At 64.4% G+C, this 16,668-nt stretch carries 15 protein-coding genes; 7 read left to right on the top strand and 8 right to left on the bottom strand.

What is annotated here, in order from left to right:
• Positions 1-23: 23 nt before the first annotated feature.
• Positions 24-2,216, top strand: a complete 2,193-nt coding sequence (locus NAV27_RS02905) for a TonB-dependent copper receptor (RefSeq protein ID WP_008568031.1) — start codon at positions 24-26, stop codon at positions 2,214-2,216.
• A gap of 159 nt (positions 2,217-2,375) precedes the next feature.
• Here the strand turns inward: NAV27_RS02905 and NAV27_RS02900 are convergent, their stop codons facing one another.
• The 3 genes from NAV27_RS02900 to NAV27_RS02890 form a co-directional block, all read right to left on the bottom strand.
• Positions 2,376-3,665 (bottom strand): mechanosensitive ion channel family protein, encoded by a 1,290-nt coding sequence (locus NAV27_RS02900; protein ID WP_008568030.1) that lies wholly within the window; start codon positions 3,663-3,665, stop codon positions 2,376-2,378.
• Between the two features lie 90 nt (positions 3,666-3,755).
• Positions 3,756-4,298, bottom strand: a complete 543-nt coding sequence (locus NAV27_RS02895; protein WP_102827275.1) for a hydrolase — start codon at positions 4,296-4,298, stop codon at positions 3,756-3,758.
• A gap of 17 nt (positions 4,299-4,315) precedes the next feature.
• Positions 4,316-5,140 carry a M23 family metallopeptidase gene (locus NAV27_RS02890; RefSeq protein ID WP_102827274.1) on the bottom strand — a complete coding sequence of 275 codons (825 nt, stop codon included), beginning with the start codon at positions 5,138-5,140 and terminating at the stop codon, positions 4,316-4,318.
• Between the two features lie 160 nt (positions 5,141-5,300).
• On the opposite strand from NAV27_RS02890, the gene NAV27_RS02885 reads away from it, so the two are divergent.
• The 3 genes from NAV27_RS02885 to queF all read left to right on the top strand — a co-directional run bounded on the left by NAV27_RS02885 (position 5,301) and on the right by queF (position 7,918).
• Positions 5,301-6,233: an ABC transporter ATP-binding protein gene (locus NAV27_RS02885; protein ID WP_054093836.1), complete on the top strand. Its 933-nt coding sequence runs from the start codon at positions 5,301-5,303 to the stop codon at positions 6,231-6,233.
• Positions 6,230-7,009 carry an ABC transporter permease gene (locus tag NAV27_RS02880; protein ID WP_054093837.1) on the top strand — a complete coding sequence of 260 codons (780 nt, stop codon included), beginning with the start codon at positions 6,230-6,232 and terminating at the stop codon, positions 7,007-7,009. Before NAV27_RS02885 ends, NAV27_RS02880 begins: the two co-directional genes overlap by 4 nt.
• Positions 7,010-7,087: 78 nt before the next feature.
• The gene (queF, locus tag NAV27_RS02875) at positions 7,088-7,918 is read left to right on the top strand and encodes an NADPH-dependent 7-cyano-7-deazaguanine reductase QueF (protein WP_102827273.1); all 831 of its coding nucleotides are present in this window, start codon (positions 7,088-7,090) and stop codon (positions 7,916-7,918) included.
• Positions 7,919-7,933: 15 nt separating this feature from the next.
• On the opposite strand, the gene NAV27_RS02870 is transcribed toward queF, so the two are convergent.
• Entirely contained in the window at positions 7,934-8,200 is a 267-nt protein-coding gene (locus NAV27_RS02870) for a DUF4404 family protein (protein ID WP_043296224.1), read from the bottom strand.
• Between the two features lie 217 nt (positions 8,201-8,417).
• On the opposite strand from NAV27_RS02870, the gene NAV27_RS02865 reads away from it, so the two are divergent.
• Positions 8,418-9,116 carry an MlaA family lipoprotein gene (locus NAV27_RS02865; RefSeq protein ID WP_102827272.1) on the top strand — a complete coding sequence of 233 codons (699 nt, stop codon included), beginning with the start codon at positions 8,418-8,420 and terminating at the stop codon, positions 9,114-9,116.
• Between the two features lie 55 nt (positions 9,117-9,171).
• On the opposite strand, the gene NAV27_RS02860 is transcribed toward NAV27_RS02865, so the two are convergent.
• The gene (locus tag NAV27_RS02860) at positions 9,172-9,471 is read right to left on the bottom strand and encodes a PilZ domain-containing protein (RefSeq protein WP_102827271.1); all 300 of its coding nucleotides are present in this window, start codon (positions 9,469-9,471) and stop codon (positions 9,172-9,174) included.
• A gap of 207 nt (positions 9,472-9,678) precedes the next feature.
• Here NAV27_RS02860 and rssB point away from each other — a divergent pair, with 207 nt between their 5' ends.
• Both rssB and rssC read left to right on the top strand, forming a co-directional pair.
• Positions 9,679-10,863, top strand: a complete 1,185-nt coding sequence (gene rssB / locus NAV27_RS02855; protein WP_008568019.1) for a two-component system response regulator RssB — start codon at positions 9,679-9,681, stop codon at positions 10,861-10,863.
• Positions 10,860-11,342, top strand: a complete 483-nt coding sequence (gene rssC / locus NAV27_RS02850; protein ID WP_003288338.1) for an anti-sigma factor antagonist RssC — start codon at positions 10,860-10,862, stop codon at positions 11,340-11,342. Before rssB ends, rssC begins: the two co-directional genes overlap by 4 nt.
• On the opposite strand, the gene tal is transcribed toward rssC, so the two are convergent.
• The 3 genes from tal to ydiJ all read right to left on the bottom strand — a co-directional run bounded on the left by tal (position 11,343) and on the right by ydiJ (position 16,668).
• A complete protein-coding gene (tal, locus tag NAV27_RS02845) occupies positions 11,343-12,269 on the bottom strand; it encodes a transaldolase (RefSeq protein ID WP_102827270.1) in 927 nt (308 codons plus the stop codon). It lies immediately after the preceding gene.
• A 130-nt stretch (positions 12,270-12,399) separates the two neighbouring features.
• Complete coding sequence (gene dusA, locus NAV27_RS02840) at positions 12,400-13,413, bottom strand: tRNA dihydrouridine(20/20a) synthase DusA (protein WP_081002751.1); 1,014 nt, start codon at positions 13,411-13,413, stop codon at positions 12,400-12,402.
• 210 nt (positions 13,414-13,623) lie between these two features.
• Positions 13,624-16,668, bottom strand: a complete 3,045-nt coding sequence (gene ydiJ / locus NAV27_RS02835) for a D-2-hydroxyglutarate dehydrogenase YdiJ (protein WP_102827269.1) — start codon at positions 16,666-16,668, stop codon at positions 13,624-13,626.

Here is a 16,668-nt window from a genome sequence, read left to right as displayed (position 1 = left end):
AAAATGCAGATGTGGAAAGAACTATGTCCAGTAACACTATTGGCTGTGCGGCGCGCTCGCGCCTGTCCGTTGATTTTTCGCTTCGTCCTTCGCGCCGCCGCTGGCAACTGGCGCACGCCGCATTACTGAGCCTGCTCAGCGGTGCCGCACTGGCTGCCGAGCCGATGGATCACTCGCATCACACCGAGGCAGCCGACTCGGTCGAGCTGGCACCGATGGTCATCACTGGCGTCGCTCAGCAGTCGCCGCTGACGGTGGTCACCGATCCGAAGATTCCTCGTCAGCCGGTTCCGGCCAGCGATGCCGGCGATTACCTCAAGACCATCCCGGGCTTTTCCGCGGTGCGTAATGGCGGGGTGAACGGCGATCCGGTGTTCCGCGGCATGTTCGGCTCGCGGCTGAAACTGCTGAGCAACGGCGGCGAGATGCTGGGTGCCTGCCCGAATCGCATGGACTCGCCGAGCTCGTACATCAGCCCGGATACCTTCGACAAGCTGACCGTCATCAAAGGACCGCAGAGCGTGCTCTGGGGCCCGGGGGCTTCGGCGGCAACGATCCTGTTCGAGCGTGAACCGGAACAGTTCAGCGAACCGGACTATCGCATCAACGCCAGCCTGCTGACCGGCTCCAACGGCCGCTTCGACCGCAATATCGATGCCGCGGCGGGCAGCGAGCAGGGCTACGCGCGGCTGATGGCCAACAGCTCGCAGGCCGACGATTACGAGGATGGCAACGGCGACACCGTGCCGTCGCGCTACGACAAGTGGAACACCGATGTCGCGCTGGGCTGGACGCCGGATGCCGACACGCTCGTTGAACTGACTGCCGGGCGCGGCGACGGCTATGCGCGCTATGCCGGACGCGGCATGGACGGCAGCCAGTTCCAGCGCGAAAGCCTGGGGCTGCGCTTCAAGAAAACCAACATCGGCGAAACGTTCTACGGGCTGGAGGCGCAGGTCTACTACAACTACGCCGATCACATCATGGACAACTTCAGCCTGCGCAGTCCGGGCGGAATGATGCCGAATCCAACGCTTTCGCGGGTCGATCGTCGCACCGTCGGTGGGCGTCTGGTCGGCACCTGGCAGTGGACCGACGTCGAGCTTAAGGCGGGTGTCGATGCGCAGCGCAGCGAACACCGTAAGGTGATGGATCCGACCAAGGCAGTTAACCAGACCGTTCTCGCGGCCGGTAGCGGCGCTCTGCCGTGGGTACCGGATGCGATGCTGCACAGTTATGGGCTGTTTGGCGAGCTGACCTGGGATATCACCGACACTCAAAAAGTGGTCAGCGGCGTACGGGTAGATCTGCACGAGGCCGAGGATCAGCGCGAATTTTTCAACAGCCACGATCCTTCCAGCATGCCGATGGTCAAGCGTGACTGGGCTAACCCCACCGCTGGCGAAACCCGTCGCGATACGCTGTACAGCGGCTTCGTGCGTTACGAGGAAGAGCTGTCCAGTCTGCCGGCTACTTGGTATGCCGGGCTTGGCCACGCGCAGCGCTTCCCTGACTACTGGGAGCTGTTCGTCTCCAATCCGGGGCCGGTCGGCACCGTGCAGCCGTTCGACTCGGTGCGTCCGGAAAAGACCACGCAGCTGGATGTCGGTCTGCAGTACGTCAAGGGGCCGCTGGAGGCCTGGGTATCCGCCTACGCCGGTGTGGTCGAGGACTACATCCTGTTCAGCTATGTGCCTGGGGTGATGCCGGGAATGATGCGCGCCGATGTCAGCAACATCGACGCTACCATCGCCGGTGCCGAGGCGGGTGCAAGCTACCGTTTCACCAGCAACTGGAAGGGTGATGCCAGCCTGGCCTACGCCTGGGGCAAGAACCGCAGCGATGATCGTGCCATGCCGCAGATCCCGCCGCTGGAAGGGCGTCTGGGCCTGACCTACGAACGCGACAACTGGAGCACCAGCGGTCTCTGGCGTGTGGTGGCTTCGCAGGGCCGGGTCGCCGAAAACCAGGGTACGGTGGTCGGCAAGGACTTCGACGAGAGTTCGGGCTTCGGAGTGCTGGCGGTCAACGGTGCCTATCGGTTCAACAAGAACTTCAAGTTCAGCACCGGCATCGACAACCTGCTGGACAAGAACTACAGCGAGCATCTCAACCTGGCCGGCAGCGCGGGCTTCGCCGATTACGGGCTCGACCCGACTACACGGGTCAACGAGCCGGGGCGTACCTACTGGGCGCGCGTCGACATGAGCTTCTGATTCACGGCTGCTAGGAGCGGGGATTACCCGCTCCGGACGTAGGTTGGCGCTGAGGCGCGGGGCGTTTCGGGGCAGCTCGCGGCGCTGGCGTCAGGGACGACGCAATGGGCAGTGCTCAAGGCTGTGTTGAGTGTTTCGTGCCTCAGCGCCAACCTACGATTAACCCTCCACTTCGGCCGGATGTTCGTCCGGCTGCTGCAACGCCGGCGCGTCGCGCGATTCCAGCGACTGGCGCCAATCACGCATATCGCCTCCACTCGGATGCTGGAACACCCGCAGGCCGAACTCCGGCAGGATCGCCAGCAGGTGATCAAAGATGTCCGACTGGATCGCCTCGTACTGCGCCCAGACCACCGTGTTGGTGAAACAGTAGATTTCCAGCGGCAGGCCGTCCGCGGTCGGACTCAGCTGGCGCACCAGCAGCGTCATGTTCTGGTGCACGCCCGGATGCGCCCGCAGGTAGCGTTCGACATAGGCGCGAAAGGTGCCGATGTTGGTGGCGCGGCGCGTGTTGACCGGTTCCTGGCCGCGCTCGGCAAGTTTGGCGTTCCACTCGTCGATCTCCTTGCGCTTGTTGACCAGGTAGTCCTCCAGCAGGCTGAAGCGATACAGGCGCTTGCGCTCCTCGGCGTCGAGGAAGTGCACGCTCTGCTGATCCAGAAAAAGGCTGCGCTTGATGCGCCGGCCACCGCTTTCCTGCATGCCGCGCCAGTTCTTGAACGAGTCGGAGATGAAGCGCTTGGTGGGGATGCTGGTGATGGTCTTGTCCCAGTTCTGCACCTTCACGGTATGCAGAGCGATGTCGATGACGTCGCCGTCGGCATTGAGCTGCGGCATCTCCACCCAGTCACCGACACGAATCAGATCGTTTGAGGTGATCTGCACGCTGGCCACCAGCGACAGCAGCGTGTCCTGGAAGATCAGCATCAGCACCGCGGCCATCGCACCGAGGCCGGAGAGCAGGATCAGTGGCGAGCGGTCGATCAGCGTGGCGATGATGAGGATGGTGGCGATCGCGTAGACGACGATCTTCACCACCTGCAGATAGCCCTTGATCGGGTGGATTCGCGCGTCCGCGCGGCGCTGGTACAGCAGGTTGATGATGTCCAGCACCGCGCCGAGCGCCAGTGCGACAGTCAGCACGATGAAACCGCCGCAGACGTTGCGTACCACCGTCACCGCCGCTTCCGGCAGGCCGGGTACGGCATTCACCCCGATCGACAGCACCAGCGCCGGGACGATGTTGGACAGCCGCTTGATGACACCGAAGTCCTGCAACTGCGGGTCGCCGGCATGGCGCAGCAGGCGGTAGAGGCCGCGCACCAGAATGCGCTTGACGATCCAGTTGGACAGCCAGGCGGCGAAGATCAGGGCGGCGCAAGCGGCCAGGGTTTGCAGCTCGGGATGCTTGCCGAGCCAGTCCAGGGCGATGGTCAGTTGTTCCTTCATGAGCGCTCCAGCAGAGAAGGGCGGCGTGCGGGGCCGCCCGAACGGCGGGACCTTAGCAAATTCCCGCCCGCCGGTGCGCTACAGAAGGGGTCAGCGGATGAATTCGCGGCTGATCGATTTGAACAGTTCGGTGCCGGCGCGCTCCATCCACTCGAACGCCACCATCTCGCGCGAAACGATCTGCGCACCGGCCTGGCGCATGCGCGTCAGCGCCAGCGCTTTGTCCGAGGCGCGGCGCGAGCTGACGGCTTCTTCGACAACGAACACCTGGTTGCCGTGCTCCAGCAGGTCGAGCACGGTCTGCATGACGCAGACGTGGGTCTCGCAGCCGCAGATCACGAACTGCTGGCGCTCGCCGCCGGGCCTTTTGAACAGTTCGCCGTCGGCGGCGCTGGAAAATTCCATCTTCTCCAGAATCGCGGCATCCGGCACGCCCTCGCGCAGCACCGCGGCGGTCGGGCCGAGGCCCTTGCTGTACTGCTCGGTGAGCAGCACCGGCACGCCGACACGCTGCGCGATCTGCTGCAGCCAGGCGGTGTTTTCGATCATCAGCGCGCTGTCGAGGATCGCCGGCAGCAGGCGTTCCTGAATGTCGATGATGAGCAGGGTCGATTGCGTGGCTCTGATGCGCATGGTGGCTTTCCTTGTGGTCAGGGTTTGAACGCGCCGATGAAGATCGAGGGATCGACGCGGGTGTCGTTAAGGCTGACGTTCCAGTGCAGGTGCGGCCCGGTGGCGCGGCCGGTGGCGCCGACCTTGCCGAGCACGGCGCCGCGCTCCAGGCGGTCGCCGAGCTTCACGTCGATCGCCGAGAGGTGGCAAAACATGCTGATCAGGCCCTGGCCGTGATCGACGAATACCGTTCGGCCGTTGAAGAAGTAATCGCCGGTGAGGATCACCTCGCCGGCTGCCGGAGCCTTCACCGGGGTGCCGGCTCGGGCGGCGAAATCCAGCCCAGAATGCGGATTGCGTTCCTCGCCGTTGAAGAAGCGGCGCAGGCCGAACGGCGAAGACAGCGGGCCATCCACCGGATGGTCGAACAGCAGGTTGCTTGGCTGGTTCGGGCTGAAGCGGGCATAGGCGCGATTCTGTTCGGCCAGTTCGCGTTCGATGCGCGCCAGATCGGCCGGGTTCGGATTGACCTGCCGCTTGTTCTTCAGCGTGATGTGCTGCGCGCGGTATTCGCGGCCGGAGATCTGGAAGGTCCGAGGCTGACCGTCGACCTCCAGCGCTTGCGCACCGGGCGGGGCTGACAGCGGGATGCCGACGATGGCGATCCAGCGCTGGCCTTCCTCGCGGAGCACCAGCGTTGGTTTGTCCTGATAACGGACCTGCGGCGCCTGGGCGGCGTCGCCCAGCGCGATCACGGCGACGCCGCCCGGTACCGGCTTGTTCAGCAGGCGGGTGATGAATCCGTCAGCCTGGGCAGAAGCGGCCAGACACAGGGCCAGCGAAAGGACGAGCGTGCGCAGCATGAGCGGTTCCGTCTGGGTGAGGCGGCCCATCCTCGCGTAAACGGCCGGTCAGCGAAAGCCTTCTACCGGCAGACGGGGCTCGGGCGGGCGATGGATGGTTGCAATCACGGCGCGGCGACCTTATCTAGGATGATCCCTCGGCGTTGTGTGCACCTCTTATATGAATAACGCTCTGTCCATCCGGCAGTTGACCAAGACCTATGGCAACGGCTTCCAAGCCCTCAAGGGCATCGACCTGGATGTTGCCGAAGGCGATTTCTTCGCCTTGCTCGGCCCCAATGGCGCGGGCAAGTCCACCACCATCGGCATTCTTTCCACGCTGGTGAACAAGAGCAGCGGTACGGTGAACGTGTTCGGCCACGACCTGGATCGCGATCCTTCCGGGCTCAAGCGCTGCCTGGGCGTGGTGCCGCAGGAGTTCAACTTCAACCAGTTCGAGAAGGCCTTCGATATTCTCGTCACACAGGCCGGTTACTACGGCATTCCTGCGAAGATCGCCAGGGAACGCGCCGAAAAGTACCTGCATCAGCTGGGGCTGTGGGACAAGCGCGACGTGTCCTCGCGGATGCTCTCCGGCGGCATGAAGCGCCGGCTGATGATCGCTCGCGCGCTGATTCACCAGCCGCGCCTGCTGATCCTCGACGAGCCGACGGCCGGCGTGGACATCGAGCTGCGCCGCTCGATGTGGTCGTTCCTCACCGAACTGAATCGCGAGGGCATCACCATCATTCTCACCACGCACTATCTGGAAGAGGCCGAGCAGCTGTGCCGCAACATCGGCATCATCGACCACGGCCGCATCGTCAAGAACACCAGCATGCGCGAACTGCTCAAGCAGCTGCACGTGGAGACCTTCCTGCTCGACCTGAAGGAATCGCAGCTGGTACCGCCGGAGCTGGGTAGTTATCCGTCGCGGCTGGTCGATCACCACACGCTGGAGGTGCAGGTGGAGAAGAGCCAGGGCGTGACCGAGCTGTTCCGCCTGCTCGCCGCGCAGGGCATCGAGGTGCTGAGCTTGCGCAACAAGACCAACCGGCTGGAGGAACTGTTCGTGTCGCTGGTGGAAACCAATCTGCAGAAGGTGAACCCATGAGTGCCGAGTTGCGCCCCAACCTGGTCGCGCTGCAGACCATCGTGCAGCGCGAAATCCGCCGCTACACGCGCATCTGGCCGCAGACGCTGCTACCACCAGCGATCACCATGGTGCTGTACTTTGTCATCTTCGGCAGCCTGATCGGCGCGCGAATCGGCGAGATGGATGGGTTCAGCTACATGGACTACATCGTGCCGGGGCTGATCATGATGTCGGTGATCACCAACTCCTACAGCAACGTGGTGTCGAGTTTCTTCAGCACCAAGTTCCAGCGTTCCATTGAGGAACTGCTGGTCTCGCCGGTGTCGCCGCAGGTCATCGTCATCGGCTTCGCGCTGGGCGGCATCACCCGTGGCCTGGCGGTGGCGGTGATCGTCACGCTGCTGTCGATGTTCTTCACCGATCTGCAGGTCCATCACGCCGGCGTCATGGTGCTGGTGATCGTGCTGACGGCGACGATCTTCGCCCTTGGGGGTTTTATCAATGCGGTATATGCGCGCAATTTCGACGATATCTCGATTATCCCGACATTCGTGCTGACGCCGCTGACCTACCTCGGCGGGGTGTTCTACTCAATCCACCTGCTGCCGCCGTTCTGGCAGACGCTGTCGCTGGCCAACCCGATCCTGCACATGGTCAACGCGTTCCGCTATGGCATTCTCGGCGTGTCGGATATTCGCATCGGCGTGGCGATCAGTTTCATGGCCGTGGCGGCGGTGCTGCTATACCTGTTCTGCGTGCGCCTGCTCAAGAGTGGGCGCGGCATGCGCCAGTAATCGCCTGGCACCGCGCCGCGCTGAAAAAAACGCCGCAAGGCTTTACACTTTGCGGCGTTTTTCGTTCAGGTTCCCGCCATGCAGCATCCCGCAGAACATTCGCCGCTGGGCAAGTCCAGCGCCTACGTTGCCACCTACAGCCCCGAGCAGCTGTTCCCCATCCCGCGCGCGCCGAAATGGGCCGAGCTGGGCCTGAGTGCGGCGACGCTGCCGTATCGCGGCGTGGACATCTGGAACTGCTACGAGCTGTCCTGGCTGCTGCCGTCAGGCAAGCCGGTGGTGGCCATCGGCGAGTTCGCCATCCCGGCCGATTCGCCGAATATCATCGAGTCGAAGTCGTTCAAGCTCTATCTGAACTCGCTCAACCAGTCGATCTTCGCCTCGCAGGAGGCGCTGCTGGAGGTCATGCAGCGCGATCTTTCCGCCGCCGCCGGCAAGCTGGTCGCGGTTCGCCTGCGCGGCCTCGACGAAGTGACCGCAGAGGGCGTGGCGACGCTGCCGGGGCGCTGCGTCGATGAGCTGGACGTTGCCATCGAGCATTACGATGCGCCGCGTCCGGAGCTGCTGCGCCGTGACGCGAGCCGCCAGGTGGAGGAGTGCCTGCACAGCCATCTGCTCAAATCCAACTGCCCGGTGACCGGCCAGCCGGACTGGGGCAGCGTGGTGGTGGATTACAGCGGGCCGGCACTGCTGCCGGAGAGTCTGCTGGCCTATCTGGTGAGCTTTCGCCAGCACGCCGACTTTCACGAACAGTGCGTCGAGCGCATCTTCCTCGACCTGCAGCGGCTATTGCAGCCGCGCAGGCTGACGGTTTACGCCCGCTACGTGCGCCGCGGTGGGCTGGACATCAACCCGTACCGCAGCACCGAGGCGTTCACGCCGGACAACCGCCGGCTGGTGCGGCAGTAAGCCCGGTCGTCCCGTTCAGATGCCCATGTTGGCCAGACTCTGCATGATATTGCGCAGAGTGATGGCCATGCTCGGGTGGCTGACTTCGAAACGCTCCACGGCGAGGTTGACGCCGTCCACCAGCGAGTCGGTGTACTCGGCCTCGCCGTCATCGGCCAGGCGGGCTTCGATATCCAGGGCGATGGCCTGGAGCGAGGCGCGCTCCTCCTCGGTCAGCGGGGTGTCCTGCGCCAGTTGACTACGCAGTTCTTCGAGCTGCGACTGCAGATCATGTGCCGGCATGTTGCTTCCCTCTCATGGTTGCGAAACGTCACGGCGGCAAGCCGTGCTGATGAACGAAGGTTAAACCAGCCGCGTTGGCTTGTCTGTGTCTGCACCATGCTCCGCGGCGGCGCAGCCTCCGCACGTCCGCAGGCTGCCGAAATGCCGGCGAATGGTTCTATACTTCGCCGCTTGGATCGGCAGGGTGGCACGGCCACCGACTAACAGGAGAGTTGCAATGCGCAAGTTCGGCACGCGGTGCCTCGGGCTTTTCAACGTCGCTCTGGTTGCCGCTGCAGCGCTGGCGGTACCGGTGCTGCAGGCTGCCGAGGAAGACCCGTGGGAGGGCGTCAACCGGGTGGTGTTCCGCTTCAATGACACGCTCGACACCTACACCCTCAAACCGCTCGCTCAGGGCTACCAGAAGGTGACGCCGACCTTTCTCGAAGACGGCATCAGCAATGTCTTCAGAAACCTCGACGATGTGGTGGTGCTGACCAACGATCTGCTGCAGGGCAAGGTGCACGATGCCGGCGTCGACACCAGCCGCATCCTGTTCAATACCACCTTCGGCGTGCTGGGCTTCTTCGACGTGGCGACGCGCATGGGGCTGGCGAAGAATGATGAAGACTTCGGCCAGACGCTGGGTGTCTGGGGGTTGGGGAATGGACCATACGTGGTGCTGCCGCTGCTGGGGCCGAGCACCGTGCGCGACACCGCTGGACTGGTGCCGGACGCTTTCCTCAAGCCGTATCCGTACATGGATCACGTGCCGTCACGCAACGTCACGCGCGGCGTGGATGTCGTCGACACCCGTGCTGGCCTGCTGTCGGCAGAGAAGATGATCACCGGCGACAAGTACGTGTTCATCCGCAATGCCTACCTGCAGAACCGCGAATTCCGTACGCTCGACGGCCAGGTCGAAGACGACTTCTGAGCCTCGCCGCCGGATCGCCTGAATCCGGCATCAAGGCCTGACGCGAACCTCTCCGTCAGGTCATCGCCAGTATCGCCAGCCCCAGGCTTTGCTGGCCGTCTTCCAGCGTGGCGACCCGTATCACTTCGGTTTCGGCGTCCAACCCCTTGAGCGTCGGATGTTGCGAGGCGATCAGCACGCGCAGCCGGTCGCCGGCATTCAGGCTGGTCGCCGCCACGACCTGCATGCCGGTGCTCGACAGGTCGAGGCACTTGCCCTGAATCTGCCGTTCGCCGTCCAGCAACTGCACGGTGCATTCGACAGGCATGCGGATGAAGTCGCGCTTCTCGCTGTAGTCCCGGTCTTTCTGGCTCATGTGCTTGTCCTTTTTCATCTATTCATCGAAGTTCTTATAGCCAGCAATCATCGTAGCGCCGACGCCTGCGGCCGGGCCAGGGTGCCTGGCTTGAAACGCTGTTCGTATGGGAGTACCGTCTGCGCCTTGAAAACATCCCTCGTGCCGCGCACCGCGCGGGCTCCACGCTCTGGCTCATCATCCTGGCGTAAATCGCCTGGTAGGAACATGCATAAACCAAGCGCGACGCTACTGATCATAGATGACGACGATGTGGTGCGGGCCAGCCTTGCAGCCTATCTGGATGACAGTGGTTTCCGCGTGCTGCAGGCCAGCAGCGGTCAGGAAGGCATGGCGCTGTTCGAGGCCGAGCAGCCCGATCTGGTGATCTGCGACCTGCGCATGCCGCAGATGGACGGCCTCGAGCTGATTCGCCAGATCAGCGAGCGCCAGGCCGATCTGCCGGTCATCGTAGTATCCGGTGCCGGTGTCATGAGCGATGCGGTCGAGGCATTGCGCCTGGGCGCCGCCGACTATCTGATCAAGCCGCTGGAAGACCTGGCCATGCTCGAGCATTCGGTGCGTCGGGCACTGGATCGTTCCCGCCTGCGTTTGGAAAACCGCCGCTATCGCGAGCAGCTGGAATCCGCCAACCGCGATCTGCAGGCCAGCCTGCACCTGCTGCAGGAAGATCAGGACGCCGGTCGTCAGGTACAGATGAACATGCTGCCGGTGACGCCCTGGAGCGCCGATGGTTTCGACTTCGCCCACCAGATCATTCCGTCGCTGTACCTGTCCGGCGATTTCGTCGACTACTTCCGCGTGGATGACCGGCGGATCGGCTTCTACCTCGCCGACGTATCGGGGCACGGTGCGTCGTCGGCGTTCGTCACCGTGCTGCTGAAGTTCATGACCACGCGGCTGCTGTACGAGTCGCGGCGCAGCGGCACGCTGCGCGAATTCAAGCCATCCGAAGTGCTCGATCACATCAACCGTGGGCTGATCAACTGCAAGCTGGGCAAACACGTGACCATGCTCGGCGGGGTGATCGACATCGAGCGTGACGTGCTGCACTACAGCATCGGCGGACATCTGCCGATGCCGGTGCTGTACACCGGCGGCGCAGCCCATTACCTGGAGGGGCGCGGTCTGCCGGTAGGGCTGTTCGTCGAGGCGACCTACCAGGATTTCGAGCTGAAACTCCCGGAAGCCTTCAGCCTCACGCTGCTCTCGGACGGCATTCTGGACCTTTTGCCGGGCGATACACTCAAAGAAAAAGAGTCGGCGTTGCCGGAATTGATCAGCGGCGCTGGTGGCACGCTGGATGGCCTACGCCGAGTCTTCGGCCTGGCCGAGCTGGCGGACATGCCTGACGATATCGCCTTGCTGGTGTTGAGCAGGAACCTTGCATGAGTACGGGTAAGATCCAGTTCGCCGAGATGGACGGCACCTTCGTCCTCAAGTTCATCGGTGAAATCCGCCTGACGCTGTGTTCGGCGCTGGACGCCACCATCGACCGGATTTTCTCGGCGCTCAATTTCTCCACCATCGTCATCGACCTGACGGAAAGCCGCAGCATCGACAGCACCACGCTGGGCTTGCTGGCCAAGCTGTCGATCCTGTCGCGGCAGAAGGTCGGCATGCTGCCGACCCTGGTGACTACCCACCCGGACATCACCCGTCTGCTGCAGTCGATGGGCTTCGATCAGGTGTTCAACATCGTCGACCGGCCGTTGCCGTGCCCGGAATGCCTGGCTGATCTGCCATCGCAGGACCAGTCGGAAGAGGTGGTGAAGGCCAAGGTGCTGGAGGCTCACCGCATCCTGATGAGCCTCAACGAATCCAACCGCGAGGCCTTCCGTGACCTCGTCACCGCGCTGGAGCGTTCCTGATCAGGCGAGCGCCTTGAGCAGGGCTTCGAGTTTTTCCTGATCGCGGGCGAACTGGCGGATACCTTCGGCCAGCTTCTCGGTCGCCATCGCATCCTCGTTCAAGCCCCAGCGGAAGCTGGCTTCATCCAGGCTGATGCGCGATTCGCTGCCACGTCCCGGCGCTAGGCGCCGTTCCAGCGTGCCGCCGGCCTCGCTGAGCTGGCCGAGCAGCTCGGGGCTGATGGTCAGCCGATCGCAGCCGGCCAGCGCCTCGATCTGGCCGACGTTGCGGAAGCTCGCGCCCATCACCACCGTCTCGTAGCCGTGTGCCTTGTAGTAGTCGTAGATGCGGCTGACCGATTGCACGCCGGGGTCCTCGGCCCCCTGGTAGTCGCGGCCTTCGTGTTTCTTGTACCAATCGTAAATGCGACCGACGAACGGCGAGATCAGGAATACGCCGGCCTCGGCGCAGGCCACTGCCTGGGTGAAGGAGAACAGCAGGGTGAGATTGGTCTGGATACCGGCCTTCTCCAGCTGCTCGGCTGCGCGGATGCCTTCCCAGGTCGCGGCGATCTTGATCAGCACGCGCTCGCGGCCGATTCCCGCCTGCTCGTAGAGACCGATCAGGCGCTCGGCGCGCTGGATCATCGCCTGGCTGTCGAAGGACAGGCGCGCATCCACTTCAGTGGAGATACGCCCCGGAATCAGCTTGAGAATCTCCTCGCCCACCGCGACGGCGAACAGATCGCAGGCCAGGCCGACATCGCCCTGGCAGCGGCTCATTGCGGACTTGAGATGTTCGGCGTAGCGCGGCAGCGCGGCGGCCTTGAGCAGCAGCGACGGATTGGTGGTGGCGTCCACCGGTTGCAGACGGGCGATAGCGTCGATGTCGCCCGTATCGGCGACGACAGTGGTGAACTGCTTGAGTTGTTCCAGCTTGGAAGTCATGAAAGGGGAGGCTCCGTCCAGTGAATGAGCATGACCTTACCCGAGCGCACCAGCCCGCTACAACGGGCCGATAGTCACGGGTACGCGTGCTTTGATGGGGCTGGTAAGGCAGCGTTCCCTCGGGCGGCGATCAATGTCCGTCAAGCAGGGCGGCAGCCTGGTCGAACAGCGCGAGCGGGTCGGTGGCCTTGTGGATATCCGCAGAGAGCATCTGGCGAAAGCGCCGCGCACCGGGAAAGCCCGAGCCCAGCCCGAGTACGTGGCGGGTCACATGATGCATCGTGCCGCCGCTCGCCAGGTGCTGTTCGATGTACGGGCGCATGGCACGCAACGCCTGCGCGCGGCTGATGACCGGCGCGCTGCTGCCGAACAGCCGCTGGTCCACCTGAGCCAGCAGATAGGGGTTGTGGTACGCCTCGCGCCCAAGCATGACGCCATCGAAGGTGTGCAGATGCGCTTCGCACTCGTCGAGCGTCTTGATTCCGCCGTTGAGGATGATTTCCAGATCGGGAAAGTCCCGTTTCAGCTGTGCGGCCACGTCATAGCGCAGCGGCGGCACCTCACGATTCTCCTTCGGCGAAAGCCCTTCGAGGATGGCGATGCGCGCGTGTACGGTGAAACTGCGGCAGCCAGCGTCGCGCACCTGACCGACGAAATCGCACAGTTCGGCATAGCTGTCGCGGCCGTTGATACCGATCCGGTGCTTGACCGTCACCTCAAGGCCGACGCTGTCGCGCATGGCCTTCACGCAATCTGCCACTAGCGACGGATGACCCATCAGGCAGGCGCCGATCATGTTGTTCTGCACGCGATCGCTGGGACAGCCGACGTTCAGATTGACCTCGTCGTAGCCGGCGGCCTCGGCCATCTTCGCGCATGCCGCGAGTTCCGCCGGAACGCTGCCGCCCAGCTGCAGCGCCAGCGGGTGCTCGCACGCGTCGTATCGCAGGTAGCGCGCGGCGTCACCGTGAATCAGCGCGCCGGTGGTGACCATCTCGGTATAGAGCAGGGCGTGACGCGACAACTGGCGCAGGAAGTAACGGCAGTGACGATCCGTCCAGTCCATCATCGGCGCGACGGAGAAGCGGCGAGACACGGAAAGTCCCGCAGCTTCGGGTGTTGAGGGGGAAATCACTTCATGCATCCTTTAACGCAATCCTGGGAGTTTGCTCCGACAGGGCGTTGTTGAGTGGCAGTCCTGATTGGCGCCTTTCGGCAGGATCGAGAAGATCGGTCGGGCGTCTTGCCATCAGGTTTCGGCTAATTATGCGGCATGCCGCAGGAGCCCTGAAGGGGCGCGGTGCAGCCGCAGACGGCAGGTAACGCTTCGGACCGTCAGCGGCGGGAGGGCAGGTCAGCCGGCCGATGCGCCGGCCCGGTAATGGTCGAGCAGCGCCTGGATCGGATGGCGCAACTTGTGGGTGTGCAGGCGCGAGGTCTGGCTGCGGCAGGAGTAGCCGGTCGCCAGCGGCTCGGCCTGGCTGTCCACGGCCAGCGCCGGCGCCCAGGATTGCGCGAAGATCGCCTTCGAAGTCGCCAGGTTGCGCGCCTCGTGGCCATAGGTGCCGGACATGCCGCAGCAGCCGGTGGCCTGGGTCGCCAGGGTCAGGCCGGCGCGTTCGAACACCTGGTTCCACAACGCCGTGCTCGGTGCCGCGTTGGTCTTCTCGGTGCAGTGCGCCATTAGCCGGTAGCTCGCCGGCGGCGTCGCGTCCGCCGTGGCCGTGCGCTCGGGCAGCGCGCGCGCCAGCCACTCCTGGGTCAGTAGGACCTCCGGGCACTGCAGGCCGGGGATCTTGGCGTACTCCTGGCGATAGACCAGGGTCATCGCCGGGTCCAGACCGACCAGCGGAATGTCGAAGGCTGCCAGCTCCTGCAAGCGCCGGGCGTTGCGTCGGGCGGCGCGGGCGAAGGCGCCGAGAAAACCCTGCACGTGCAGTGGCTTGCCGTTGGCCGAGTAGGGCGCAAGGAACACCTTGAAGCCCAACCGGCTGGCCAGTTCGATGAAAGCGGCCAGCAGCGGCGTCTCGAAATAGCGGGTGAAGGCGTCCTGCACCAGGATCAGGCTGCGCTGGCGCTGCGCCGGCTCGAGCGTGGCCAAAAGTGCTGGCGTTGCCGTTGCGACGTCCCAGCGCCGGCAGGCCTCATCGAAGTCGAAATCGCTGAGCAACGGGCTGTCGACCATGCCGATGCGCTCGGCCAGCAACCTGTCGACCCAGGGCGCGGCCATGATGGCGTTGTACAGGCGGGGGACGCGGGCGAACAGCGGCAGGCTGAACTCCAGCGAGCCAATCAGGTAGTCGCGCAGCGGGCGCAGGTAGCGCTGGTGGTACAGCTCCAGGAAGCGCGAACGAAACTCCGGCACGTTGACCTTCACCGGGCACTGGCCGGCGCACGACTTGCACGCCAGGCAGCCCGCCATGGCGTCGTAGACCTGATGGGAGAAGTCCGCCTCGGCACTGCGCGAGTTGCGCCAGCGCTCGGGCAGCGCGCGCAGGAAGTTCAGCGGGCCGCGTGCTGCCGGGGCGAGCACGTCGACGCCGGCCTGTTGCTGCAGGCGCAGCCACTCGCGCAGCAACGAGGCGCGCCCCTTGGGCGAGTGCACGCGCTCGCGGGTGGCCTTCCAGGACGGGCACATGGCGTCGTCCGGGTCGAAGTTGTAGCAGGCGCCGTTGCCGTTGCAGTGCATGGCGGTGCCGTAGCTTTGCCAGACGCGCTCGTCGATCTGTCGGTCCAGCTCACCGCGCAAGGGCACCTCGTCGATCTTCAGCAGCGCCTCGGGGCTTTCCAGCGGCGTGGCGATCTTGCCCGGGTTGAGCTGGTTGAATGGGTCGAACGCGCTCTTGAGCGCCTGCAGCGAGGGGTAGAGTTCGCCGAAGAAGGCCGGCGCGTATTCCGAGCGCACGCCCTTGCCGTGCTCGCCCCAGAGCAGGCCGCCGTGGCGCTGGGTGAGTTCGGCCACCGCATCGGAGATTGGCCGCACCATCGCCGCCTGTGCCGGGTCTTTCATGTCCAGCGCCGGACGGACGTGCAGCACGCCAGCATCGACGTGGCCGAACATGCCGTAGGCCAAGCCGTGGCCGTCGAGCAGGGCGCGGAATTCGGCGATGAACTCGGCCAGGTTCTCCGGCGGTACGGCGGTGTCCTCCACGAAGGGCTGCGGGCGCACTTCGCCTTCCACATTACCCAGCAGGCCGACCGCGCGCTTGCGCATCGCATAGATGCGTCCGACCGCCGCCTGGCCCACGGCCAACGTATGGCCCAGACGCCGCACCTGAGTGTCGCGCTGCAGGTGTTCGACGAAGGCGGCGACCCGTGTGTCCAGCTCGGCCGGATCATCGCCGGAGAATTCCACCAGGTTGATACCCAGCGTCGGCTGTTGCGCATCCTGCGGAAAATAGTCGGCGACGCCGTGCCAGACGATGTCCTGCATGGCCAGCATGAGCACCTTGGAATCCACCGTCTCGATTGACAGCGGTCTGAGCGCGAGCAGGCTGCGCGCGTCGCGTAGCGCATCCATGAAGCCCGCATAGCGGATGTTCACCAGTACCGAATGCCTGGGGATCGGCAGCACGTTGAGCTTGGCCTCGACGATGAAACCCAGCGAGCCCTCGGCGCCGCACAGCACGCTGTTGAGGTTGAAGCGGCCGTCCGCCTCGCGCAGGTGCGCCAGGTCGTAACCCGTCAGGCAGCGGTTCAGCTTGGGAAAGCGCGCTTCGATCAGCGCGGCTTTCTCGCGCTGGATGCCCTCGGCGCAGCGGTAGACCTCGCCGATGCGATCCTGCCGCGCCAGTTGCCCGGCCAGCGCTGTATCGTCTAGTGCGGCGGTGTGCAGGCGTTCGCCGCCGAGCAGCACGCTGTCCAGTTCGAGCACGTGGTCGCGCGTTTTGCCATAGGTGCAGCTGCCCTGGCCGCTGGCGTCGGTGTTGATCATGCCGCCGATGGTGGCGCGGTTAGAGGTCGATAGCTCGGGGGCGAAAAACAGCCCGTGCGGCTTGAGCGCGGCATTCAGCTGATCCTTGACCACGCCGCTCTGCACGCGCACCCAGCGCTCGGCGACGTTGATCTCCAGAATCCGGTTCATGTGCCGCGACAGGTCGACGACCACGCCGTCGGTCAGCGACTGGCCGTTGGTGCCCGTGCCACCGCCGCGCGGCGACAGGCGCACGCTGCGATGCGCCGGTTCGGCGACCACGCGGGCCAGCGTCTCCACGTCCCGCGCATCCAGCGGAAACACCGCCGATTGCGGAAAGCGCTGGTAGATGGAATTGTCGGTCGCCAGCACGGTGCGGCTGGCATGGTCCTGGGCGATCTCGCCGCGAAAACCGGCCGCGCGCAGCGCGTCGAGGAAGGCGATATAGGGCGCAGCGGGCGCGCTGGTGGGGAGGCGGGCAATCAT

This window comes from Stutzerimonas degradans, assembly GCF_024448505.1.
In the GTDB taxonomy this organism is placed as follows: domain Bacteria; phylum Pseudomonadota; class Gammaproteobacteria; order Pseudomonadales; family Pseudomonadaceae; genus Stutzerimonas; species Stutzerimonas degradans.
Note: the sequence above shows the minus strand (reverse complement) of the source record. Positions and strands in the feature narration are given on the sequence as shown.